The 23,934-nt window shown below is 60.3% G+C and carries 18 protein-coding genes and 2 pseudogenes; 9 read left to right on the forward strand and 11 right to left on the reverse strand.

The genetic code is table 11. From position 1 onward, the window contains the following. Window positions 1–170 precede the first annotated feature (170 nt). The 5 genes and pseudogenes from EJ074_RS30400 to EJ074_RS19205 all read left to right on the forward strand — a co-directional run. Window positions 171–339, forward strand: a pseudogene (locus EJ074_RS30400) (transposase); the annotation flags it as partial. 812 nt (window positions 340–1,151) lie between these two features. Then, window positions 1,152–1,838 carry a response regulator transcription factor gene (locus EJ074_RS19190; protein WP_024505585.1) on the forward strand — a complete coding sequence of 229 codons (687 nt, stop codon included), beginning with the start codon at window positions 1,152–1,154 and terminating at the stop codon, window positions 1,836–1,838. A 71-nt stretch (window positions 1,839–1,909) separates the two neighbouring features. Further along, the gene (locus EJ074_RS19195) at window positions 1,910–3,331 is read left to right on the forward strand and encodes a type II and III secretion system protein family protein (protein WP_050580548.1); all 1,422 of its coding nucleotides are present in this window, start codon (window positions 1,910–1,912) and stop codon (window positions 3,329–3,331) included. Window positions 3,332–3,343: 12 nt separating this feature from the next. Then, window positions 3,344–3,904 (forward strand): CpaD family pilus assembly lipoprotein, encoded by a 561-nt coding sequence (locus tag EJ074_RS19200; RefSeq protein WP_063169261.1) that lies wholly within the window; start codon window positions 3,344–3,346, stop codon window positions 3,902–3,904. Window positions 3,905–3,987: 83 nt separating this feature from the next. After that, window positions 3,988–5,859 (forward strand): acyltransferase family protein, encoded by a 1,872-nt coding sequence (locus EJ074_RS19205; protein WP_126080682.1) that lies wholly within the window; start codon window positions 3,988–3,990, stop codon window positions 5,857–5,859. A gap of 481 nt (window positions 5,860–6,340) precedes the next feature. Here EJ074_RS19205 and EJ074_RS19210 read toward each other — a convergent pair whose 3' ends face one another. After that, on the reverse strand, window positions 6,341–7,480 hold the full coding sequence (locus EJ074_RS19210) for a porin (RefSeq protein WP_126063922.1): 1,140 nt from the start codon (window positions 7,478–7,480) through the stop codon (window positions 6,341–6,343). A 682-nt stretch (window positions 7,481–8,162) separates the two neighbouring features. On the opposite strand from EJ074_RS19210, the gene EJ074_RS19215 reads away from it, so the two are divergent. Together EJ074_RS19215 and hemN are read left to right on the forward strand one after the other, a co-directional pair. Beyond that, entirely contained in the window at window positions 8,163–8,519 is a 357-nt protein-coding gene (locus tag EJ074_RS19215) for a hypothetical protein (protein ID WP_024505577.1), read from the forward strand. A 470-nt stretch (window positions 8,520–8,989) separates the two neighbouring features. Next, window positions 8,990–10,316 (forward strand): annotated as a pseudogene (gene hemN / locus EJ074_RS19220) (oxygen-independent coproporphyrinogen III oxidase). A gap of 234 nt (window positions 10,317–10,550) precedes the next feature. On the opposite strand, the gene EJ074_RS19225 reads toward hemN, so the two are convergent. From EJ074_RS19225 to EJ074_RS19270, 10 genes are all read right to left on the reverse strand, one after another. Further along, window positions 10,551–12,194, reverse strand: coding sequence for an MFS transporter (locus tag EJ074_RS19225; RefSeq protein WP_126063923.1), 1,644 nt, complete (start codon window positions 12,192–12,194; stop codon window positions 10,551–10,553). 173 nt (window positions 12,195–12,367) lie between these two features. Next, a complete protein-coding gene (locus EJ074_RS19230; RefSeq protein ID WP_126063924.1) occupies window positions 12,368–13,351 on the reverse strand; it encodes a beta-ketoacyl-ACP synthase III in 984 nt (327 codons plus the stop codon). Then, on the reverse strand, window positions 13,348–14,613 hold the full coding sequence (locus tag EJ074_RS19235; protein WP_126080683.1) for an adenosylmethionine--8-amino-7-oxononanoate transaminase: 1,266 nt from the start codon (window positions 14,611–14,613) through the stop codon (window positions 13,348–13,350). Before EJ074_RS19235 ends, EJ074_RS19230 begins: the two co-directional genes overlap by 4 nt. Further along, window positions 14,613–15,248, reverse strand: a complete 636-nt coding sequence (gene bioD, locus EJ074_RS19240) for a dethiobiotin synthase (RefSeq protein ID WP_063169254.1) — start codon at window positions 15,246–15,248, stop codon at window positions 14,613–14,615. The genes EJ074_RS19235 and bioD overlap by 1 nt, the downstream gene beginning before the upstream one ends. Beyond that, the gene (locus EJ074_RS19245; protein ID WP_024505572.1) at window positions 15,245–16,384 is read right to left on the reverse strand and encodes an 8-amino-7-oxononanoate synthase; all 1,140 of its coding nucleotides are present in this window, start codon (window positions 16,382–16,384) and stop codon (window positions 15,245–15,247) included. Before EJ074_RS19245 ends, bioD begins: the two co-directional genes overlap by 4 nt. Beyond that, complete coding sequence (bioB, locus tag EJ074_RS19250; protein ID WP_245454882.1) at window positions 16,381–17,349, reverse strand: biotin synthase BioB; 969 nt, start codon at window positions 17,347–17,349, stop codon at window positions 16,381–16,383. The genes EJ074_RS19245 and bioB overlap by 4 nt, the downstream gene beginning before the upstream one ends. Window positions 17,350–17,523: 174 nt before the next feature. After that, window positions 17,524–18,405, reverse strand: a complete 882-nt coding sequence (gene nadC / locus EJ074_RS19255) for a carboxylating nicotinate-nucleotide diphosphorylase (protein ID WP_024505570.1) — start codon at window positions 18,403–18,405, stop codon at window positions 17,524–17,526. Between the two features lies 1 nt (window position 18,406). Further along, complete coding sequence (locus EJ074_RS19260; RefSeq protein WP_024505569.1) at window positions 18,407–19,948, reverse strand: L-aspartate oxidase; 1,542 nt, start codon at window positions 19,946–19,948, stop codon at window positions 18,407–18,409. Continuing rightward, window positions 19,945–20,919, reverse strand: a complete 975-nt coding sequence (gene nadA, locus EJ074_RS19265; protein ID WP_126063925.1) for a quinolinate synthase NadA — start codon at window positions 20,917–20,919, stop codon at window positions 19,945–19,947. Before nadA ends, EJ074_RS19260 begins: the two co-directional genes overlap by 4 nt. 62 nt (window positions 20,920–20,981) lie before the next feature. Continuing rightward, window positions 20,982–21,944, reverse strand: coding sequence for a hypothetical protein (locus EJ074_RS19270; protein ID WP_126063926.1), 963 nt, complete (start codon window positions 21,942–21,944; stop codon window positions 20,982–20,984). A 171-nt stretch (window positions 21,945–22,115) separates the two neighbouring features. On the opposite strand from EJ074_RS19270, the gene panB reads away from it, so the two are divergent. Continuing rightward, entirely contained in the window at window positions 22,116–22,952 is an 837-nt protein-coding gene (panB, locus tag EJ074_RS19275; RefSeq protein ID WP_126063927.1) for a 3-methyl-2-oxobutanoate hydroxymethyltransferase, read from the forward strand. Further along, window positions 22,949–23,857, forward strand: coding sequence for a pantoate--beta-alanine ligase (gene panC, locus EJ074_RS19280; protein ID WP_024505565.1), 909 nt, complete (start codon window positions 22,949–22,951; stop codon window positions 23,855–23,857). The genes panB and panC overlap by 4 nt, the downstream gene beginning before the upstream one ends. The last annotated feature ends 77 nt before the right edge of the window (window positions 23,858–23,934 follow it).

The raw sequence follows: 23,934 nt of genomic DNA on the forward strand, positions 1-23,934 counted from the left end.
CGATCCGTCTTATGAACCGTCGTGAGCAGAGGCCGTCTGCGGGCAAGAGCCGCAGCCGCTGTTACGGCAGCGATGTCCGCGACGCGCTCATCGTGTTGTGGGAGGATTCGGAGCGGCTGGGTCCGCATCGACGCTCGCGGCGGCCAGCGCCGCCGGGCAGGAATGAGTTCGCAGTTCGCCGCTCGGTGCCAGCCCGCACCTTCGGCGATTGGAAAGATCCGCCGCCCGGCTTTGTTGAGCGCATTCGGGCACGTCTTCGTCAGGGAGCTTCGTGCAGACGATGGTGCTGACCGGATTGCCGCCGGCTGGACCGATTGCATTCCGCTCCGCACGCGCGACAGCGGCAATGTGATCATGGCGATCAAGCAGGCCCGCTCCCGGTTTCGCTGACCCTGTGCTGCTGTTTGCCGGCATCCGCCCGCACAGGAAGAGCTTGTAAAAGCGGTCGGTGCGGAAATCGAGGAGCCGTTGGTCGTCGATCTTCAGCCTGAACGCGGTCGTTTGCTGGTGCCGCAAATCGGCTGTTGCATGTACATCCCTGTCAGACGTCAGTTTTCCTCGCCTATTTTGGTGTCGAGCGCGAAGTGCTCCAACCAGATTGCAAGGCTTTTTGGAAATGAGAGCGGCTTTGCGCAGGGCGCTCCGTTGTTGAGCATTCAAGCTACCAAGCCAATGACGCGCAGGTTCCACCAGGCTCGCCAGCCTTGAAGGACAGCGAAAAAAGCAGAGCACGACAGACACAACAGTGCATCAGGACGCCGCAGTCGTTGAAGATGGTGCGCTGCATCCATACCGTGGATGCATTCGATCCAAATAATCGATTTGTTCAATCAGTTTCTCGAAAGCTAACCCTACCCTCTGTGGGAATCGGGCTCTGAGCCGCGACGCTGCCTTGCGAGCGCAGGGGCTGCACGTAGGAGAGATGATGCAACGAGAAATCGCACGCGGGTTGCTGGCCTCGTGGGTTCGCCGACCGGCGTATTTGAGCCCGTCAGTTGGTCCTCACCCGCGCCTATTGCCACCGAGCGACTTGCATGTCCCTCCGACTCGGACCAGTTCCGAGAGCTGCGACGAGTTGCGCGCCGTGTGCTCCGATCAGATGGCCGCCGGTGACGCGTTCGATGGGCCGTCCCTCTTCGAGAGGAGATGAAATGCGAACGCTGCTCGTGGATCATCATGCGGATCTTGCGCGCGCCATGCGACTTGCGCTCGGGGATGGCGGCTTCGTCGTTGATGTCGTTGGTACTCTGGAACTGGCTTCGAGTGCATTTTCTTGCGCCAGCTATGAAATTCTCCTGCTGGAATTGGCTCTGCCAGATGGCGATGGCTTGGGTTGGCTGAGGCAGTTGAGGACCCACGGGCATTCAGTTCCTGCCGTCATTATGAGCAGCCTTAACGATCTCGATAAGCGAATTGCGATCTTCAACGGTGGTGCGGACGACTTTCTGCTCAAACCCATCTCTACCGATGAGCTTATTGCCAGAATGAGAGCCATTCTGCGCCGGGCGACACAGATGACCGACCTGAGGCTCGTATTTGGCAATCTCGACTTTGATCCGGTCGCCCGCCAGGTTTTCGTTGATGGGCACCCAATGATGATCGCACGTCGCGAACTCTGTATTCTAGAGCACCTGCTTAACCGGGCAGGCCGCATCGTGCCCCGTGCGCAATTGGAAGATCACCTCTATTCATTCAACGACGACGTGTCTGCCAACGCGCTTGAAGTCGGAATTTATCGTTTACGGGGACATCTGACCAGATCAGGTGCAACGCCACGGATCAAGACCATCCGAGGCATTGGTTACATCCTAGAATTGACTGACGCCTCGTCCGCATAGTTTGTCGAATCGAAAGAAGATCTATTTTGCTGATCCTTCAACATCCTTGCCATGCGCTCAATTGGCGGGCGATCGCCAACAAGGTTACAAGACCTGCAGTTCCCCGTTACCTGGGCCATCTCCTCTGCGCGCTTATTGTGACTTTCCCACTTGGTGTCGCGGCGCAAAACAAGCAGGACAAAGGCCCGCCGCATGCGGCTTCGAATAGCATCAACGCCACGCTGACCCTTTCCTCTTCGCTCGGGGAGACCGTTCATCTGCCCGCGCCAGCCACGACCATCTTTGTTGCTGACCCCACGATCGCGGATTTTCAGGCGCCATCGAGCAAAACAATCTTCGTCTTTGGCAAGAAATCGGGGCGGACCAGCCTATTCGCCTTGGATGGCAATGGCGAGCCTCTCGCCGAATTGCGTATCGTTGTCACGCAACCGATCGGGGATTTACGCGCCATGTTGCGGGAGCAGGTCGGCGACTATCCCATCCGCGTCAACTATACGCCGCGCGGCGCAATCCTTAGCGGGACGGCGCCCGACGCAGAGGTCGCCGACACCGCAAAAAGAGTCACTGAGCAATATCTGGGCGACGGAGCGCAAGTCGTCAACAACATCAAGGTCGCTGGATCCCTGCAAGTTAACCTCAGCGTGCGCGTAGCCGAAGTCTCACGCAGCGCCATGAAGTCACTCGGCGTCAACTTGTCCGCCTTCGGTCAAATCGGCAATTTCAAAGTGGGCGTTCTAAGCGGAAGCGCTGCAAGCGCTGGGTCTGGTTCAACCCAGGGTGGCGGTACAGCAGAAATCGGATTCGACAACGGTGCCGTCAACGTCAGCGCGGTTCTCGACGCGCTCGCCAAGGAGCATATAGCTTCCGTCCTGGCTGAGCCGAACCTCACCGCTATGTCGGGTGAAAAGGCCAGCTTTCTCGCGGGCGGCGAATTTCCCATTCCTGTCCTGCAGGAAAACAGGCAGGTATCGGTTGAATTCCGTCACTTCGGCGTCAGTCTGGAATTTGTGCCGACAGTTCTCAGCAACAATCAAATCAACATTCACGTAACGCCCGAAGTCAGTGAACTGTCGACGCAAGGTGCCGTGCAAATCAACGGAATTTCCGTGCCGGCAGTTTCCACGCGCCGAGCCGATACGGTCGTCGAACTCGCCAGCGGCCAGAGCTTCGCAATCGGCGGTCTAATCAGGCGGAACGTCAACAATGATGTCAGGGCCTTTCCCTGGCTCGGAGAACTGCCGATCCTGGGACCGCTTTTTCGCTCGACCTCGTTTCAAAAAGAGGAGTCAGAACTGGTCATTCTAGTTACGCCTTACATTGTAAGACCAGGCTCCAACCCAAACCAGATGAGCGCACCGACCGAGCGGGCGGCACCGGCTTTGAACGGAGGGGGCGCTCCGACGAATTCCGTGACAAGTCCCCCGCGAGACCGCGCTGCTATCCGTGCGGGCGCGCCAAGCGCCCAGGGCGGTCTCGGCTTCATCATCGAATAGTGTCATCCAAAGATGTTGCGTTTTATAATCCTCTTTGTCGCTCTGGCACCAAGCGTAAGTGGCTGCACAAGCACTACGCCAGTTGATGTCGAACCATCGGCACCAATGCTTGTCCGAGAGGAGACCACCGTCCTGACGTTGCAAAGCCTGCGCGCTTCCGAACGGCAGCGTTTGCGTGTTTTCCTAGACAAGGCCAGTCGCGGCCGGTTCGATGCCATCCACCTCCTCATCAGCGGTTCGCCCCAGCTCAGCGCAGGGGTAGCCCATCAGGCCAGGCAGTTGGCAATCGAAGAAGACAACATTCAATTGCGCGATCAACACGACGCCGGCTCAGTGCGAATTGAGGCGATTGTCTATCACGCCCGTCCGCCGGTCTGTCCCTCATATGGTGCCTTACCCAATGAAGAATCCTTCAAACAGCCGCTTGGTTGTTCGACAGGACATAACCTGGCCGTGATGGTCAACGATCCGCGCGATCTGCTCGACAATCAGGCCGTCAAGGCCGGCGATGGCGATCGTGCTTCTGTACCAGTTGCAACTTACAGAACATTCGGGACGGATAAAGGTGGCTGATACCGCCCTTATCTCGGCAGCACTCCTACCGGAGATTGAAAGCTTCCAATCGCGTCCTGATCTAAAATAAAAGGAACCGCTGGATGCAATATAGGCGCTATATCGAGGGCCTTAGGGCCGTTGCTGTACTTCCGGTCGTACTCTTTCATTTCGGAATTTCGGCGATCCCGGGTGGCTTTAGCGGGGTCGATATCTTCTTCGTCATCTCCGGCTACCTAACCAGCGGAAGCCTCCTGGATGACCTTGAACGCGGCCAATTTTCCATCGTCAACTTCTACTGGCGCCGTGCCCGGCGCATTCTGCCGGCGCTCGTCTTTGTGATGCTTCTCACCTGCATTGCAGCATTGTTCATTCTTCTGCCACCGGATCTGCGCGGATTCAGTCTTAGCATCATAGCTACCTCGACCTTCTGGTCGAACGTTTTCTTCTGGAAAACGTCAAGTTACTTCTCTATCGATGCCGCGCTTCTACCACTGTTGCACACTTGGCCGCTTTCCGTAGCGGAGCAGTACTACATCTTCGCACCAATCCTGATGTTCCTAATCTATCGCTACATCGGGAAGCGCTGGCTGACGACACTTCTTCCGATAATTCTCTGCAGCTTCGTAGTGGCGGTGATGGCGACATCGCTGGCACCCACCGCCGGATTCTATCTGCTGCCGACCCGAATCTGGGAACTCATGTTGGGCGCCCTGCTCATGCTCAAATGCCCCTCGCCGCTGGGCAACCGATTCCTGATGGAGTCGGTGGGGGTGGCCGGATTTGGCCTTCTCGCCATCGGGTTCTTCGCGATTTCGGCGAGTGATCCGTTCCCAGGCTACAACGCCTTGTATCCATGCATCGGAACGGCCCTTCTGATCTATGTTGGCCAAAATACCCCCTCGACGGTCGCCACCCGCATGCTCGAAGTCCGGCCGCTGGTCTGGATTGGGCTCATCTCGTATTCGTTGTATCTTGTTCACTGGCCTCTCAATGCGTTCGCGCACTATCTTTCGTTCCAAAAACTCGATCCGTTGATGACCGGTGCGATGTTGGTGGCAAGCCTCGCATTGGCTGCATTCTCCTGGAAGTTTGTAGAGCAGCCGTTTCGACAGAAGAGGGCCTTCACCTCCCCGGGGCCTATCTTCGCCTTTTCAGCGCTCGCGATCGTTGTCCTTTGTGCCGGCGGAGCGGCGGGGGCGCTCGGCAATGGCTTTCCGCAACGGTTTCCGGACTATGTCCAGCGGCGCATTTCCGTCGGGGACTGGAGGAATGGCATCTGTTTCAACGAGGGCACCAGCCGGATCGAAAGCTGGAATATGGAGGATTGCACGCGCACCAGCGGTTTTCCAACAACGGTTTTTTTGTGGGGCGACTCCTTCGCCGCGCACTATGTTTCCGGCTTGGGTGCTAACATAAATCGATTGCAGGCGAACATCGTTGAATATACGTACGCCAGCTGCGCGCCGATACTCTATTACTACCCTTACGATCGTCTTGATTGTGTCCGGTTCAATCGCAAGGCCTTGGACGTCATCTTGGAAGCGGACATCAAGACGGTTATCCTCAGCGGTAGATGGAGTGACTATGAGGTCAGAGGTTTCGACGGTCTTCAGCAAACAATCGCTACGCTTCGTGCCCTGGGCGTGCGCGTGTTTGTCATCGGCCAGTCTCCGCAGTTCCCAACTGACGTCCGGAAAATTGCGTTCTTCGCCAAGCGCCAAAATCTGGACGATACGTCCTGGCCGATCGCGATGGACCCCGACATCAACGAACGTGTGCGCTCATTTACCAAAGGCGCCACATTCATCGATCCGCTGAAATTCCTGTGCAGCGCAGGACGCTGCGCCTATTCCGATAGAGGAGAGTTTTTATATTTCGACTATGGTCATTTCTCTTCAGCCGGCGCCACACTGGCAATCTCGAAATACTGGCCGGCTTTTGGCAAGGACAATGCTCTTCCTAAGACGAAGTAGCGGCTCAGCGGCTGACAAGCACCAGTACGGGTCCCAGTGATAGCTCCTGCTTCCGCAGCAGCCGCGACGATGGAGCTGTTCAGGTTTAAGGCCCCCGATAGTGACCTAGGATGGGTGCTGCCACGCGGCTCGGACTCAGCGTGCATTATCACGTAAATGTTGAGAGAATGAATGGCGCCGCGAAGGGCAATTCCAGCCGTCCAAAGCGACAGGCGTGTCGCGGCCTCGACATTGCAGTGGCGCTTACCTAACACGGCCTCACACTGCCCTCTAAGCGGCCCCGAATTTGAACTGACGGCCCCTGGCCGGTTCATCGGGCAGGTCAAGGGCTAGGTGTAGTACACAGGGCTCATAACTTTCAGTTTCTAGTTGGTACGATGGGCCGTGGACGGTCGATGCAGACTTCAAGATGGCGAACGAAGCTCTCCATGCGTGCGTTGTCGAGGCAAGTGCCTTTGCCATGCTCGCGACTGGAGAGATTTCAAAATGAGCCTTGTAAGCGGAGAATGCCGCCGACGCTGTTCGGCTTGCTCGTGCCCTTGACGGCGGTAGGCTCGGCAGGGCCGAGGCCAGAGTTGCCGTAGTGGTCGTAATCGACCTCGGCTGTGACCGTGAAGCCGGGAACGACCATGTAGGCGACGTTTGCAGCCACACCAGCATCCTTGAGCTGATCACCCGAGACCTGAAGGTTGAACGAAGTTTTCTCGTCAAACTCGTAGGTGGCGCCCGCCCAGAAAGCCCACTGGCCGTTCCAGATTTTGTACGAGCCGCGCCCATGATTGGCAATTGCGCCGTTTGAGTCCTCGTTGAGACTGGCATTGGAACCGTAGCCGAAGAGTCCAAACAGCGACAGCTGGTTTGTGACAGCGACGTCGACGCGGATCTTGCCGGCAAAAGCTTCGTAATTGCTGTCATAAGCCGCGACGCCGGTGATCGAGCCCCAGCCTTGCGTGTATTTCAAGCCGGCGACAACGTGCGGAATATAGCTGTCGATAGTACCGGCTGAGCCCGATCCTTGTTCGAGCGAAATCACAGTCGAAATGCCGTTGCCGGCGTCGAAGTGGTACTGAGCCACGTTGGTGTCGAAGCCGGCCGACGGAACGAGCATACTATCGAGAACGTCGCCAGCGTAGCTTACAAACGTATCGAAGGCCGACCCCTCCTTGCCAACTCGCAGGCCTCCCAGCTCGACCCAGGCAGAAGCCAGTGCGAGGCCGCTGTTGAAATCATAGTTCTGAGGACTGTCATGCGAGTTAGCGCTGTTGCCAAAATTCACGTGGGTTTCGGTATAGGTCGTCAACGCGCCGAGCTCGGTCTGCTGGCCGGTCCAAGTTTTGAACGTGAAGCGTGTGCTGTTTCGCCAAGTGCCTTGGTCCTCGCCAGTTCTCACGTCCGAGGTTCTTGCGCTGTCATACGATCGGACGTCACCCAGGCCGATATCGTAACGGACATAGCCGCCGATGCGCAGGCAGGTCTCGGTGTTGGGAATATAGGAATATCCCGAGCCGAGGACGTCGCAGATCTTGATGTACTCGGCCGGTTCCCGCTCGGCGCCAGCTGCTCGACCGACGGAAACGGTCATCAGAGCAGTTAAGCCGAGAAGAGGACTCTTGATGTACATGTCTAGATCTCCATGAAGGAATAAAAAGGATAGAGGCGAAAGAGCAAGCTTTTCCTCTAAATTTTGTGCGTGTTGTCTCCAATATGTGGACGCCAAAGCGCTTGACACGAGAGGTGAGCCAGCGTAAAAGCCACATGTACTTATAATAGTGTTTTCTGTTAGGAGATTCATTATCGTTTACATGTGAAACACTCCGGTCGGACCGCTGCAGCTCTCCGAAATAGAGCAGCAAGCGACATGCCAACCTGAAGCGTAAATGCGGCCGACACCAAAATCGGGCCGACGCGCCTTCGTCTCGCTGGAATCACTTTTTTTGAGGGTCACTGCGAAAAGCAATGTGCGACACGGTTCGCCATGTTCGATATGTGACAGTCTCGTTTAACAGCGACGGCTTCCCGTCTGACCGCAACGGAGGCCGCGCCATGCGCTACCGAGAAGGATCACTGCGCGTACGCTCCGCAAGGGCTGCGCCAGGAACAGAGGGCGTGCGCGTCCGAGGCGTCGCATGGTGGCCGCAGCACCTTTTCGCCGCTGTAAGTTCGCCGTGCAGGTACATTGCGCGGCCGGAAGCGAGAGGGAGCGCACCCTGAAACGGCTGCCTACGGCTCGCCTCGAGTAATTGGCGATGAACAGCATTCTCGAGAACTTAGTCTCGACGGAAAGAGCAACGAAAGGAAGCCGCTTGGACGAGCACGATCCGAAGGAAGAACCGATCGAGACCATTTTCCGCAACGGCACAATCACTGCCGTGGGTATCCTGCTTGCCTTTTCGCTCGGCTTCCTCACTCATTGGGCCGCGAACCCCTTGCCATGGCAACTCTACGATCTGTTCGCCGTAGTGCCGATCCTGCTCGGCATCGCACTGCAGATGAGAGCGCTGTCCATGCTGCTCGACATGAGTTCCTTGCGGCGCCCCATCTACGAACGCGCCAATCGCATTTTCATGGTCGGCCTCATCCAGACCGCGTGTGGCGTCGGCATGGCCATCTTGGTCGATCTTTTCGGGATATCGGTAGGGGGCACGCTGCCCGGCGCTTGACGACAAGCCACACCGCCGCTCTTCGCTCGAAGCGACGTCAAGCCGGGGAACCTTGTGCACCCCCTAGCGGCGTCCTCCTTTCATCAAATGAGCCGACGTCAGCTTTAGAGCGTCTCGGTGGCTAAAGCCGGTATGGTTTTTCGGCCGGCAGGGAAGGCCGCTGGCTGGACCTGGATGGCGTCTGAACGAGGCTTGACAGGTCCGTTGCGTCGGACATGAATTTCGCATTGCAAAGTTCTTCCGCAGACGCCTCAAGCACACTGCACTGGCGTCACGTACTACTCAGACGTTGAATGCGGCACCGCACCATCACCTCAGGCGCAACCATGGCACGCGCGCTCCCCGGCGTGGTTGACCCCATCCTGTCCAAACGAGACTGCGACATAAGCGGGACGCACTGACTTAGGTCAGAGACCAGGACGAGCGCGCAACGAAAGAATGATGGATCAGCGACGTGGGATGACAGCTCCTTGCACACCTCAATCCTGACAAAGTACCGGGACCCCCGGCCGCCTTGGTATACCATCTATCCGACTGTGCCAGACTTCTCTGCGGCAGTTGGTGCTGACGATTATGAGGAATGGCTGGGGGGCCTCCCGGCCGACGAATCGGTGTCGCTCTATTTCCACATTCCGTTTTGCCGATCCATGTGCTGGTATTGCGGCTTCCCTACCGCGGTCATCCGTCGCAACGGCCCGATCCTTAATTATTTAGCGGTGCTGCGTCAGGAGATCAGTTTGGTGTCGGAGCAAGTGCGGCAAGGGCTGCCGGTGAGCGATGTGCATTTCGGCGCGGAACGCCTCACCTTATCGGGCCAGCCGAGCACTTGGCGCTGATGGAATTTCTACGCCGCCACTTCGCTTTCAGCAAAACTGCTGCGATCACCGTGGAGATCGATCCCCGAACGTTCACACCGGAAATGGCCGAAGCCTTGGCAGCTAACGGTGTCAACCGCGCGAGCATCGGCGTGCAGAGCTTTGATCCCGATGTGCAAAGGCGATCAATCGGATCCAGAGTAAGGTGCAGACGGCCGCTGCAGTCCAAAATCTCCGCCGGCATGGCGTTGGCCATATCAACTTCGACCTCATCTTCGGTCTACCGAAACAGACTGTGCAGTCCTGCATCCAGACCGCGATGGCTGCGGTCGCCATGCGCCCCAACCGGCTTGCGGTGTTCGGATACGCGCATATTCCTTCCGTGATAAAGAACCAGCGCCTATCGAGCAGGCAGGTCTACCGGACGGCGATCTTCGCGCCGAACAGGCTGCAGCTGTCGCCGAGACACTGGTTGGCGCTGGCTACCGGGAGATCGGGCTCGATCATTTCGCTCCGCCGGACGACGAACTCGCGCTAGCGCAGAAGACCGGGCGCGCCTACGGCGTAATTCGCTGGGATACTCGGCCGATACTTGCAAAACGTGATCGGCTTAGGCGCGTCGGCTATTGGCCGAGTCCGCGAGGGGTATGTTCAGAACGAAGTAACACGGGATTCTTACGCCCGGCACATCGCAAGTGGACGTCTGGCGACATCAAAGGGTCACCGTCTGACCGACGATGACCGGGTGCGCGCAGCGATCATCGAGCGACTGATGTGCGATTTGGAGGCCGACGTGCCGACCATCTGTGCCGCCCACGAAATCGAACCAGCTCGTTTTCTCGATTCAGTTGAGAGTTTGGTGACGCTGGCTGAGGAGGGGATCCTGGACGTCGAAAACGGCTTCATCCGCGTGCGGCCGGAGCACCGCTTTGTTGTTCGCGCCGTTGCTGCTGCATTCGATGCTTTTCTCGCGAATCGATGAGTTGAGGCCACGACGCCGAAAGGCATCAAACCTTGTTTGGCGCTCGTCGGCATGGGCTCTCGCAGAAGACTCCGCAAGCGTATGCAGGGGACTTCCACTTGACGCCGCGTTCACCATCATCTCGCCTGGGTGCGCGCGAAAGCGCACAACCCGGAGCACGCTGCTCTCGGTGTGAGGCTGTGCTCTGCAAAGCACCGGTGATCCACCCTGTCCCTGGACAGCAGCTTGATGGCGTCATCTTGGAGGACGAGAAAAGATTGTCGAGGTACGGGTACGAATTGCCTCGGTCGTCCGTTCAATCGAAAGCACTGTCTGCGGAGGCACCTCTCCTTCATGCAGTGACAGGAGATGCTGGGCGACTTCCTTATCTGCTGCGGTGAGTCGATGATTTAGGCGGAGAAAGTCCATCCAGGTGGGGGTGCGGAATGTCTCCGTCCAAAGTGACGGTGTTTGCAGATTTCGCTGGAGCGTCCAGTTTCGTGCACCGGCACGGCTCTGGACGTGTCGCCGCGTGCGCATGGAGCCCAGAAAGGCCTCGATATTTTCCTCCGATATCAAATACTCGACCTTGGCCACGATAGGGCCACTTCTGGGTTTCAGATCGAGAGCCACGTCCGGCGGATGAAAAACTGAACTTTCTTGATCGGTTTCTTCCCAGGGACGGACCGGCAACACGATCCCCGCTGCTGCAACCAGCAACAGAGCGCCTGCGGCGCCCTCCAATGCTAAGGTCAAGGAATAGTTTTGCGCGACAGAACCCCAGATCCAGCTGCCAGCAGCCATACCGCCTGCGCTCAAGGCGTAGTAAATGGAGAGCGTGCGGCCTACAACCCACCTTGGGCTTGCCAACTGCACCGACACGTCAATGCCCGTCCAGGTGATAAGCCAACCCGCTCCGCCGAGCGCCAGCGAAATGGCCGCCACAGGAATCGACGATGTAAGGGCAAGGGAGAGGCAACAGACTGCACAAGCCACAGAGGCGAAGGCCACCAGCCTGTTTTGAGACGTGACCTTCCTCAAGAAGCCGTTGCCCATGCCCGCGATGAAAGCACCCATGCCGAAGCCGGCCAATAAGATACCGTAGACAATTGGCCCACTCTTCAACTGATCCCGGACGACGAGGGGGAGCAACGCCAGAATGGAGATGCTTGCCAATCCGAAAAGAGCGGCTCGGGCGGTCGCTGCCCTGATCTCCAAAGACATCGCAGTAAAGCGCACTCCGTCATGAATTGCCGTCGTCATTCTCTCACGAGGGAGAGGCGAAGAGCGGACCTCCCATTTGGTGCGCCATATCGCGCTTATGGGCGCCAGATCACTCACCGCAGCCAAGGCGAAAGCGGCCAGCGGCCCAAAGACGGCCAGGATCACGCCCCCCAAGGCCGGACCAACGCTGCGCACAATGTTGTATCCGACGGACATAAGCGTCACTGCGGCCGGAATGTCGCGTTTGTGAAGGATATCGCCGACCGAAGCGTGCCAAGCCGGATCATTCAAGGCAAAGCCGCAGCCGGCCAGGAAACCTAACCCGAGAATCAGCCAAGGACTGACAAATCCCAGACCCACAGAAATCATCAGCGTCGTCGACGCCGATGCTATCAGGCAGTGTCCCGCAAACATCACCCACCGGCGGCTGAAGTTGTCGGCAATGGCTCCGGCGAAAACTGAGAGGAAGAACACCGGCAATGTGGATGCGGCCTGGACGAGTGCCACCATGAGGTCGGACGCTGAAATCGTTGCCATAAGCCAACTGATGGCGACCGTTTGCACTAGCCAACCGAGGCTGGAAATCTGGGTGGCCGCCCAAATTGAGCGAAACACCTTGTTTCGAAATGGGGCGAGCGTCTTTGAAACGGGCGGTTGAGGATTTTCGCTCTGCATGAGGTATTGCTGGCCTTCGATGAGCGCTGCGATTTGAGCAAGCGGGTCGATACTTAGACATCGCGGAGCACCGCACGGAACCCAGCTCTATGGAGCTTGCCGGCGACTATTTACGTATTGAGCCATTCTCATAGTCTCATTCATGAGCAGTCCTGTGCGCAAGCATTGCTTTGCTAAATTCCCACCACAAGCGCGCCGCCGCTGAGACCCGCACCCGCTGCCGCCAAGAGGACTTTCTCGCCAGGCCGAAACGGCTGCGCCCGATGGGCCAGCGACAATGAGAGCGGGATCGTCGCGGCGGAAGAGTTGCCATATTCGGCGATCGTCTTGACGATCGAGTGATCAGCGATGCCGAGGTTCCTGCCGACCGCGTCGAAAATGCGCGCATTGGCCTGATGCGGCACGAAACGATCGAGGTCTTGCGGCCTCAGTCGGGCAGCAGTGAGCGCATCTCTCGAGCAGGCGGTCATCATCTCCACGGCCTTGCTGAATACTTCACGGCCGTCAGTGATCGTCATCCGTGTCTGCGCGAGGTCGAGGTCGGCATGGAACGGAGTGTTGCTTCCCCCGGCGGGAATCTGGATTAGCCCGTAGCGCGAGCCGTCGGAATCCACCGAAGCGCCGAGAATGCCTCGATCCGGGTCATCGCAAGGACTGATCACCATGGCGCCGGCGGCATCGGCAAACAGCACGGCGCTGGCGCGCTCGGCCAAATTGATGCGGTGGCTGAGGATGTTGGCGGCGATGACAAGGCTCGCTTTGCCGTGCAGGCGGGTGAACCCGTCGGCGAACATCAGCGCATAGATGAAGCCGGCGCAGGCGCCGGTCAGGTCGATCGCTCCGGCGCGGCCTAGCCCCAGCCGATGTGCGACCAGCGGCGCGCTTGGCGGCAGAAGGTGATCGGGCGTCGACGTGGCGAGCAAGAGTAGACCGACGTCGCCGCGGTCGATACCGGCATTGGTCAGCGCCATGTCGCCGGCAGAGGCGGCAAGGCCCGACAGCGTGTCTTCGTCTGTTGCCCAGAAGCGCGAGCGAATTCCGGTGCGCCGCTCGATCCAGCCGGGCTCAAGCCCGAGCCGGTCTTCGATTTCCGGGTTCTCGACCTTGCGCGCCGGCGCATGATGGCCGAAGCCGAGAACGCGCGACGATAGGTTCATGGCCGCGAGCCGAAGCGTTCGCCGGCCTCCTCTATCGCGTCATAGAGCCCGCCCAATTCGTCGCTGGTGATGCAATAGGGCGGTAGAAGATAGAGGACATTGCCGAGCGGGCGCACAAGTAGCCCCCGCTCAAGGAAAAAAGCGCGCAGTTTTGGCCCGATCTCGGCCAGATAACCGGCTGAGCCGGTGCGTAGGTCGAGTGCCGCGATGGTGCCGGTTGTCCGGCAGTCGGTGAAATATGGATTGACCCGGAAGCGTTGCAGCCCGGCGGCCTGCCTCGCGCTCAAGACCGCGATCCGCTCGGCCACCGGCTCGTCACGCCAGATCTCGACATTGGCAAGTGCTGCCGCGCAGGCGATCGGATTGGCGGTGTAGGAGCTCGAATGGAAAAACGTCTTCTTGCGATCCTCCGAAAAGTGAGCGTGGAAGATGGCATCGGTGGCGATCGTGGCGGCCAGCGGGATGGTACCACCGGTCAGACCTTTCGAGGTGCACAAGATGTCGGGCGAGACGGACGCCTGTTCGCAGGCAAACATGGTTCCGGTGCGCCCCCAGCCGGTCATCACTTCATCGGCGATCAGCAGCGTGCCGGAGGCTTCGGCGATCCTCTTCAATTCGGCAAGAACCCAGGCCGGATACATCAGCATGCCGCCGGCGCCAAGCACCAGCGGCTCGACGATCAGCGCGGCTGCGCGCCGGTCGCGGCTAACGGCCTCGAACCGATCCAGCGTTTCCTGCTCGCGCCCGGCGGCCGGGAAGGGGATGGCGTCGACCTCGAACAGCAAAGGATCATAGGCGGCGTTGAAGACGCCGCGGGCGCCGACGCTCATCGCCCCGATCGTGTCGCCATGATAGCTGTGCTCCATGACGGCGATGCGCGAACGCGGCGCGCCGATGTTGCGGAAATAGCCGAGCGCCATCTTCAGCGCGACTTCGACTGAGGTGGAGCCACTGTCGGAATAGAACACCCGGTCGAGGCCGGCGGGTGCGATGCCGATAAGCGCCTCGGCCAGCCGTTCGGCCGGCTCGTGGGTGAAGCCCGCGAAGATGATCTGGTCGAGGCTCGACGCGGTCGTCTCGATGGCCTTCATGATGCGGGGGTGGCGATGGCCATGGGTGACGACCCACCAGGAAGAAATCGCATCGAGGATGCGGAAGCCGTCGGCCTTGTGGAGATAGGCGCCTTCAGTCAGCACGATTTCAGGGACCGAGGGCTCTAGCGCGTGCTGCGTGAACGGATGCCAGACTCGAGACTCCGCCATCAGTCGCCTCCGGCAATCATGGCCAGGTCGAAGCCGGAAATCATTGCATCTCTCAACGTTTCACCCGTCAGCGGACCGAGGTGCGGCAGCCTGCCCAGCTGCGGCACGCCGCCGAATTCCACGATTGTCCTTTGTGTATCGGCCACCTCTTCGCCAATGAAGGCAATGCCGATGAGCGGGATGGAGCGGGCTCTCAGGGCCTCGATCGACAACAGCGTATGATTGATGGTGCCAAGCGCGGTGCGGGCGCACAGTATGACCGGCAGCCGCCATTGTTCGAATATGTCAATGAACCTTGTCTGTCGATTGAGCGGCACCATCAGCCCGCCGGCGCCTTCGATGACGAGCGGTGTCGGCAGGACCGGAAATGAAAGATCGTCGGCCTCGATCGCGACGCCGTCGATTTCGGCTGATCGATGCGGCGACAGCGGCATCGTCAGTCGATAGACTTCGGGCAGCACGCGTCCGTCGGGCAAGCCGGAAAGCCGGGCGACGACCTCGCTGTCGGTCTCCTCGTTGAGGCCCGATTGCACCGGCTTCCAGTAGAAGCCGTCGAGCAGCCCGGCAAGTCCGGCCGAAAACACTGTCTTGCCAATTCCAGTGTCTGTTCCGGTGACGACGATGCGTTTGGTCATGCTGTGGCCAACACTCCGACGAGAGCCTCGACCATGGCGGAAATGTCGGCTTCGTCGACGTTGAGAGTCAGCGAAATGCGCAGGCGCGACGTACCCTCAGGCACTGTCGGCGGGCGAATGCCGCGTATGTCGAAGCCGCGTGCCTGCAGTCCTGCCGCCACCGCCATGGTGCGGCTGTTATCGCCGATCACAAGCGGCTGGATCTGCGAACCGCTGGGCATCACGCCGCAGCGTTCGGCCAATTGCCGGCTCGCGAAAGCGACACGCTCGTGCAACTGAGCACGACGCATAGGCTCGTCAGACAGAATAGTCAGCGCCTCACGTGCCGCGACTGCCATCAGCGGCGATGGTGCGGTCGCATAGATGAATGGCCGGCACCGGTTGATAAGATAGTCGCACAGTGTTCGCGGTCCGGTAACGAGCGCGCCGGATGCGCCAAGCGCCTTGCCGCATGTGTGGAGCGTGACGATGTTGTCGCGGCCTTCATACGCGGCGGCCAGTCCCCGGCCGTCCGGTCCCCAGACGCCGGTGGCATGCGCTTCATCGACGACGATGAATGCCTGGTACCGATCAGCCAGCGCGACCAGGCTCTCCATCGGCGCACGGTCGCCATCCATGCTGTAAAGGCTTTCGAAGGCGATCCACACCCGCCCCATGCCGCCTTCGGCGCGCCAGCGGGTGATTGCGTCCTCGACAGCGTCGACGTCGTTGTGCGCGGCCAGCTTGAACTCAGCGCGCCCGGCCTGGGCACCCTCATGCATGCTGGCATGAGCGAGCTCGTCGAGGACCAGCAGGTCGCCTTTCTGCGGCAGGGCCGTCAGCAGAGCGAAGTTGGCGATATAGCCGCTGCCGAAGAACAGTGCACGCTCGGCTCCGAAAAATGCCGCTGCGTCCGCCTCCAGTTGCTCATGTTCCGGTGCATTGCCGCGCAACAGCCGCGATCCGGTGGCGCCCACTGGCGTGCCCCGCGCAATCGCCGTCGAAACCGCATCGCCCAGTCTTTTGGAGGCGGCAAGTCCGATATAGTCGTTCGACGAGAAGTCGAGCCCGGCGCGCGGTGCGAGCGTCCGCAACCGGTCCTTGCGCCCCAGTCCCCGCAAGGTTGCGTCATAGCGGGCAAGAATTGCCTCCTTCATTGCGTGGCGAGTTCCATAGGCTCAATGCCGAGGCGCCGGAACAGAAGGGTATCCTTGTCCTCGCCGGGATTTCCCGCCGTCAGCAGCGTGTCGCCGACAAAGATCGAATTGGCCCCGGCAAAGAAGCACAGCGCCTGCGTTTCGTCGCTCATCGCCGTCCTGCCGGCGGACAGCCTTACATAGGATTTCGGCATCATCACCCGCGCGAGCGCAACGATGCGGACGAAATCGATCGGATCGATGGCGTCGGCCGCGGCAAGCGGCGTGCCTTCGATGGGAATAAGCATGTTGATCGGCACGCTTTCCGGCGGCTCGGGCAGGTTCGCGAGCGTGACCAGCATGTCGATGCGATCGGTCTTTTCTTCTCCCATCCCGACAATGCCGCCGCAGCAGACTTTCATCCCAACCGCGCGCACGTGCCCAAGCGTTTCCAGCCGGTCGGCAAAAGTCCTGGTTGAAATAACCTCGCCATAGTAGCGCTCAGAGGTATCGATGTTGTGGTTATAGTAGTCGAGACCGGCCTGCTTCAGGCGAGCAGCTTGCTCAAGATCGAGCATGCCGAGCGTCATGCAGGTCTCCATGCCGAGGGCCTTGACGCCCTCAATCATGGCGACCACAACCTCCATGTCGCGCTCCTTGGGACTTCGCCACGCCGCGCCCATGCAATAGCGCGTTGCGCCGCCATCACGCGCCATGGCCGCTTCGTCGATGACATGCTTGACGTCCACCAGCTTCGACGCCTTCACACCGGTTTCGTAATGCGCAGACTGGCTGCAATAGCCGCAATCTTCGGGGCACCCGCCGGTCTTGATGCTAAGGAGCCGCGACAGCTGCACTCGGTTTCGATCGAAGTTCTGGCGGTGGATCGTCTGAGCTAGGAACAGCAGATCGTTGAATGGCATGCCGTAGATGGCCTCGGCCTCTTTGCGGTTCCATCGCGGAGGCGTTCCATCGACCGATTGCATGGTCTGGTTCACGTCGAACTCCGAGTTCATTCCAATCGTCATCGTCAAACCTTTGTTTGCTAGTCCGGTACGCCTTCTTGGCTTTGGGGCGCACTCGCTAAAGGCGAGCTGCGGCACGTCTTTCCAGCACCTCCTACGCCTGCCGAGCTGATGTTGCTCCTCACGCCGTAATCCTCAGTTCAAGTGCTTGCAGATGTTCTGGTGGTCCGGCATGTCCAGGCCGATGTCGAGGATCGGGGCGCTGTGCGTCAGCCAACCCATGGAGATGAGATCGACACCGGTCGCCGCAATCGCCGCCGCCGTTTTCGGCATCACCCGACCGGACGCCTCGGTGATCGTACGGCCATCCACTATAGAAACCGCGCGGGCAAGATCCTCGACCGACATATTGTCGAGCAGCACCGCGTCAACACCAATCGCGAGCGCTGCATCGAGCTGCTTCAGCGTGTCGACCTCGACCTCGACCTTCACCATATGCCCTGCTGCGGCGCGCGCCCGCTCTATTGCTGTGCGGATATCGCCGGCGATCGCGATGTGGTTGTCCTTTATGAGCACGCCGTCATCGAGGCCGAACCGGTGATTGGCACCGCCGCCGACGCGCACGGCGTATTTCTCCAATGCCCGCAGCCCGGGCGTCGTCTTTCGCGTCGATACAATCCTCGCCTTGTGACCGCGCACGGCCTCAACCATGGCCGCTGTGGCAGTGGCAATGCCGCTCAGCCGGCATAAGAAATTGAGGGCCGTGCGTTCGGCCGTGAGCAGGCCTCGTGCGGGTCCGGACAATCTTGCAATGGTTTCCCCGGCCCCAACCTCGCTGCCATCAGGGCGCCAGATCTGGATGTTGATCGCCGGTTCCACGAGAAGGAAGGCATACGAGACCAGATCGAGCCCGGCAACGACGCCCGCCTGCCTCGCTTTGAGCACCAACGTGGCAGTGCAATCATACGGGATAACCGCATCGGTGGTCAGGTCGCCGGATCTGCCCAGGTCTTCGAGGAGCGCAACGCGCACAATCGGTTCGATCAGGGTCGCGGGGAGGGGGGAGAATGAAGTCATATCAAGTGCTCCGTATGGTAGCCCGGCAATCGAGTGCGGCCGCGGCCCGCATTGCGCTGTGCAGTGTCAGCCGTGATGGGCGCACGTTGGCATCGTGGAGCGGGAAATCGGACCGACAGTGCGCGCCTCGACTCTCTTCCCGCCTCAGGGCCGCCGCGGCGATCATCAGTGAGACCAAAGCCGGACCAGAGGCAGCGACACTATTGGCTGCGATCGGCAGCAGGGTCGCCACCGCTTCGCGCATTGCCTCGCCGTCGCGGATGATACCCAGGGCGGCGGAGACAATCGGGCGGACCACGGAAGCGTCTGGTCGTGGAGGGACGAATGTGGAGCATCTGCGCGGTCGCCGGGTATACGACGTGCCGGCAACGCTTTCGGCAACCCAGCTCGCGGTGACCGCCGCTTCGGTGAGCGAGTTGCTGGCCAGGCGGTTGGCGCCGTGCAGGCCGGTACAGGCCACCTCACCGCAGGCCCACAATCCCTCGATGGAGCTGCGGCCGGCGCTGTCTACGGCGACGCCGCCCATGTGATAATGTGCCGCCGGGCGCACCGGGATCAGGTCGGTCGCGGGGTCGATTCCTGCGCTCCGGCACAATTCGGCGATGCCTGGAAAACGCTTGCCAAATCTCGGGCCGAGACTTTGCCGTGCGTCCAGGAATACGCGGCGTCCAACGGCAAGCTGGTGCCAAATGGCGCGCGCTACGACGTCGCGAGGCGCAAGTTCACCGCCAGGTGTGTCGGCGAGGAAGCGCTCTCCTCGCTCATCGATGAGCACCGCGCCTTCGCCACGCACGGCTTCGCTCACCAGCGGCATCGGCCGGCGCGGACCGTCGAGCGCAGTTGGATGGAACTGTATGAATTCCAAGTCGGCGAGTTCCGCCCCCGCCCATGCGGCGAGCGCCAGCCCGTGACCCCATGAGCCAGCGGGGTTTGTCGTGTCGCAAAACAGCCCGCCGACGCCGCCGGTCGCCAGCACCGCGCGACGCGTGGGCAGAGCGAGCGCGCCGGCTCGTCCTGCTGCGACCACGGCGATGACCGACCCGTCCTGCACGACCAGCCGGCGGACCTCCACATTTTCGATAATGGTGATCGAGGCTGTACGCCGAACCGCGGCGACGAGCGCGCGCACCAACTCGCGACCGGTGGCGTCGCCGGCTGCATGCACAATTCGCCGTCGCGAGTGTGCCGCCTCGAGCCCAAGTCGCAACGCGCGGTCAGGGTGCTGGTCGAAGTCGACGCCGAACCTTTGGATCGTCCTAATCGCTTCGGGTGCAGCTCGTACCACTCGCCGCACCGTGGCCTCATCGCAGAGTCCGTCGCCGGCAGCTATCGTGTCGCAAAGGTGAAAATCTGGGCCGTCGTCGCCCCCGAGACTTGCCGCAAGACCGCCCTGGGCAAGTTCACTGCAGGCTCCGGTTCCAAGCGGCGCGTTGGTCAAAAGCACGACCGGTTCCGGCGCCAGATGAAGCGCCGTCATCAGGCCGGCAATGCCGCCGCCGATGACGACCGGCGCCCCGGCGATGTCGCGAACCTCCAGACTCATAGGGAAAGCATGCGCTCGACCGCGCGGCGGGCGGGGCCGGCAATTTCGGGATCAATCCGGACCTCATGCCGGTTCTGCTCGAGTGCGGCGCGAATGTTGGCCAGGTTGATGCGCTTCATGTGCGGGCACAGATTGCATGGGCGAACGAACTCGACGTCGGGATGCGCGACCGCGACGTTGTCGCTCATCGAACATTCGGTCAGAAGGACGACACGCGTCGGTTTCTCACGCTCGACATAATCCGACATCGCCGCGGTCGAGCCGGAGAACTCCGCCTCCGCGACAACGTCTGGTGGGCATTCTGGATGGGCCAGCACGATGACGCCTGGATGGGCATCGCGCAGTTCCCGGATGTCTGCTGCGGTGAAGCGCTCATGCACCTCGCAATGGCCTTTCCAGGCGATGATCTCGACGTCTGTATCGGCTGCCACGTTCCTCGCCAGATATTCGTCCGGGAGCATCAGCACACGCGCCACGCCAAGCGATTCCACCACCGCCTTGGCGTTGCCGGACGTGCAGCAGATGTCGGACTCCGCTTTTACGGCGGCGGAAGTGTTGACGTAAGTAACAACGGGGACCCCCGGATACCGCAGCCGCATTAGCCGCACGTCGTTTGCCGTGATCGATTCGGCCAGCGAGCAGCCGGCGCGGAGATCCGGGATGAGCACGGTCTTGTTCGGATTGAGCAGTTTTGCCGTCTCGGCCATGAAATGAACGCCGGCAACCACGATGATGTCGGCGTCGACCGTCACCGCCTTGTGGGCCAACGCCAGGCTGTCGCCGACGATGTCTGCCACGCAATGAAAAATTTCGGGCGTCTGGTAATTGTGCGCCAGCACCACCGCATTGCGCTCACGCTTCAGCGCTAAGATGGCTTCAATATCGCCGGCGAACGCGAGCCATTCAACGGGTGGGATCACCCGCCGGACACGCTCATACAGGGACGCAGCCATAGGTAACGCCCCAGTCATTGGCGCCTCGATTATATTCGGTTTGACAATAAGGGAATATATCTACCTTGACTATAAGTATGTCAAGCCCGCGCCAGCGGTAATTTTGTCCCGGCGATAGCCCTGTCGTCGAGGACGGCATGCCGGAAGCGATAAAGCTTCGCCGGTCGGCCGCCCGTGTCGAGGGAGGTCTCCCCGGTCTCCTCAACAAGTTCCTGCTGCTCGACCAATCTCCGGAAGTTCGGCTTGTTGATCAGCCTGCCAGCCAAAGCTTCCACGGTTCGCTGCAGTTGCAGCAGCGTGAAGGAAGGCCGCATAAGCTCGAACACGACCGGCCGGTATTTGATCTTCGAACGCAGCCGCGCGATCCCGGTTGCCAGAATACGACGGTGGTCAGCGACCATTGGTTTGCCAGCCGCGGCCGCAATCGCGTCCCTGCCGCCACCGGCCTCCTCAATCAGACCAGCTTCATAGAGCAACTCGTAGCGTTGGAGCGTGAGTTCCTCGTTCCAATGGCGGTCGTCGAAGCCGAAGGCTATCGCAGCGCGCTGCCGGCGCTCGCGTTGAGTGGTCGGCTCGCTGGCGCCGCCGGCCCACTCAATCAGGCGGGGCCGCAATCTATCGAGCAGCACAGGCGGCGTGCCGAAGCGGTGGTCCTCCCAGGGAAAATATTCGTACCAACTTTGCCAGCCGCACGCGGCCGAGTTCGTTGCCTGTTCCTTCCTGGTCAATGCGAGATAGCTGATTGAGATGACGCGCTGGTGGCGCTCAGTGCCGATGCGATCGCGATCGGCGAAGGTGTAGAGTTGCTCGATGTATCCAAGTGCATGGCCGGTCTGCTGCTCCACCCACCCCCTCAAACCCGACTGCAGTGATCGATGCTCAAGGGCAAAAGGTCCAGAAGGGAGGGTGTCCGCATGACCGACTGTGAGGACACAGGGCTCACTGTCGTTTACGGCGACCACGACGGCAGTCAGGTCCACTTTGGCTTCGTCAGCTTTGACGGCGGCTTTGCCTTTCTTGGTTCTTCTTGTCTGAGGATCCATGTTTGCGAAAGCGGGTTGGCCCAACGGAGCGCCTTAATCGATTGAATGTAACCTTGGAAGCCAGCACGTCAACACCAGAGTACTCAAGCGCTGTTTTTAGCTCTTCGCAGTCGCACAAAAATATGCCAAACGCGACACCCGCTGTTGGTAACGTAAGGGAAGGGGCCTCGGTTGAGCGCGGCTGGTGAGATAAAAGGGATGACTCCTCCAGATATTCGATCGCGAAAAGGCCAGACGCCACTTGTATGCTTGACGGCCTACACCACGCCGGTCGCGAGGCTGCTCGATCGCCACTGCGACATCGTTCTTGTCGGCGACAGCGTCGGCATGGTGCTGCACGGCCTGTCGTCGACGCTGGGGGTCACGCTCGACATGATGATCATGCACGGACAGGCCGTTCGCCGCGGCCTTGAACACGCGCTGATGGTCGTCGACCTGCCCTTCGGTTCCTACGAGGAAAGCCCAGAGCACGCTTTCGGCAACGCTGCGCGCGTGATGGGTGAGACCGGTTGTTCAGCGGTAAAGATCGAGGGCGGCGAGACCATCTCGGAAACCATCCGCTTCCTTACCGCGCGCGGCGTACCTGTCATGGCCCATGTGGGCCTGACGCCGCAGGCGGTAAACACGTTTGGAGGCTATCGTGTGCAGGGCCGGGGAGCCGATGCAGAGCGGATCAGGCGCGACGCCAGGGCGGTAACCGAAGCGGGCGCCTTCTCCTTGGTGCTGGAAAAGATACCGGAGCAGCTTGCACGGCAGATAACCGCCGATATCGACATACCCACAATCGGCATCGGTGCCTCGCCAGCTTGCGACGGCCAGATTCTGGTGAGCCACGATATGCTCGGGCTCTTCACCTCATTTCGGCCGAAGTTCGTCAAACGCTATGCCGAGCTCGGTGAGCAGGCTGAGGCGGCAATCGCCGCTTACGCCACCGATGTGCGGAACCGGCACTTTCCGGCGGTCGAACATCTCTATGTCAACGCCTTGAAGGCCGGTGACTTCACATGAGCGTGCCGATCGCTCGAACCGTGAGCGAGCTGCGCGGCGTCGTTGCGCAATGGCGTCGCTCGGGTGCCACGATCGGTATTGTGCCGACCATGGGAGCCTTGCACGACGGGCATCTGAGCCTCGTGCGGAAGGCGCTCGAAAGGGCCGAGCGGGTGATCGTGACGCTGTTCGTAAACCCCAAGCAGTTCAACAGCCCCGCCGACCTGATTGCCTACCCTCGGACGGAAAGCGACGATGCTGCCAAGCTCGCTCTGCTGGGCACGCATCTGCTCTATGTGCCGGACACAGAGGAAATGTACCAGGTGGGCTTCGCCACGGCCGTTTCAGTGTCCGGCATCAGCGAATGCCTTTGCGGCGCATTCCGGCCCGGCCATTTCAATGGCGTGGCGACGGTCGTGGCCAAGCTCTTCCTGCAGGCCGGCGCTGACTTCGCCTTTTTTGGCGAAAAGGATTTTCAGCAACTTCAGCTTGTCAGGCGCTTGGTCCGGGATCTCGACATTCCGATCACTATTGTGCCCTGTCCGACAGTCCGCGAAGCCGATGGTCTTGCGCTATCGTCGCGTAACGTGCGGCTCTCCCCAGCCCAACGCGCCATTGCCCCAAAACTAGCATCGGTCCTGCTCGATACGGCCGAGCGGCTTGCACGCGGCTCCCCCATCCTGCCTACGCTTGATGAAGCGCGTGCAGCAATTCTGGCTGCCGGCTATCGCGAGCTCGAATACCTGGAGCTGCGCGGAGAAACAGACCTGCAATCGTTAGCAAGCCTTGACCGACCGGCACGCTTGCTTGCTGCGGCTTGGCTTGGCGACACGCGGCTCATCGATAACGTCGCAATATCACCCATCGGTAGTTGGTCAGGTGGGCGGAGCTCTCTCCAATCGGAAGCAGCACAGCAATTGCGGTGATGACGGCGGCGCGTCGTATGCCCTGCAGGGACAGGCCATCATTTAGAACCACGTCTCCGTCGGCTTCCAGCAACCTC

This window comes from Mesorhizobium sp. M3A.F.Ca.ET.080.04.2.1 (assembly GCF_003952525.1).
Classification (GTDB): domain Bacteria; phylum Pseudomonadota; class Alphaproteobacteria; order Rhizobiales; family Rhizobiaceae; genus Mesorhizobium.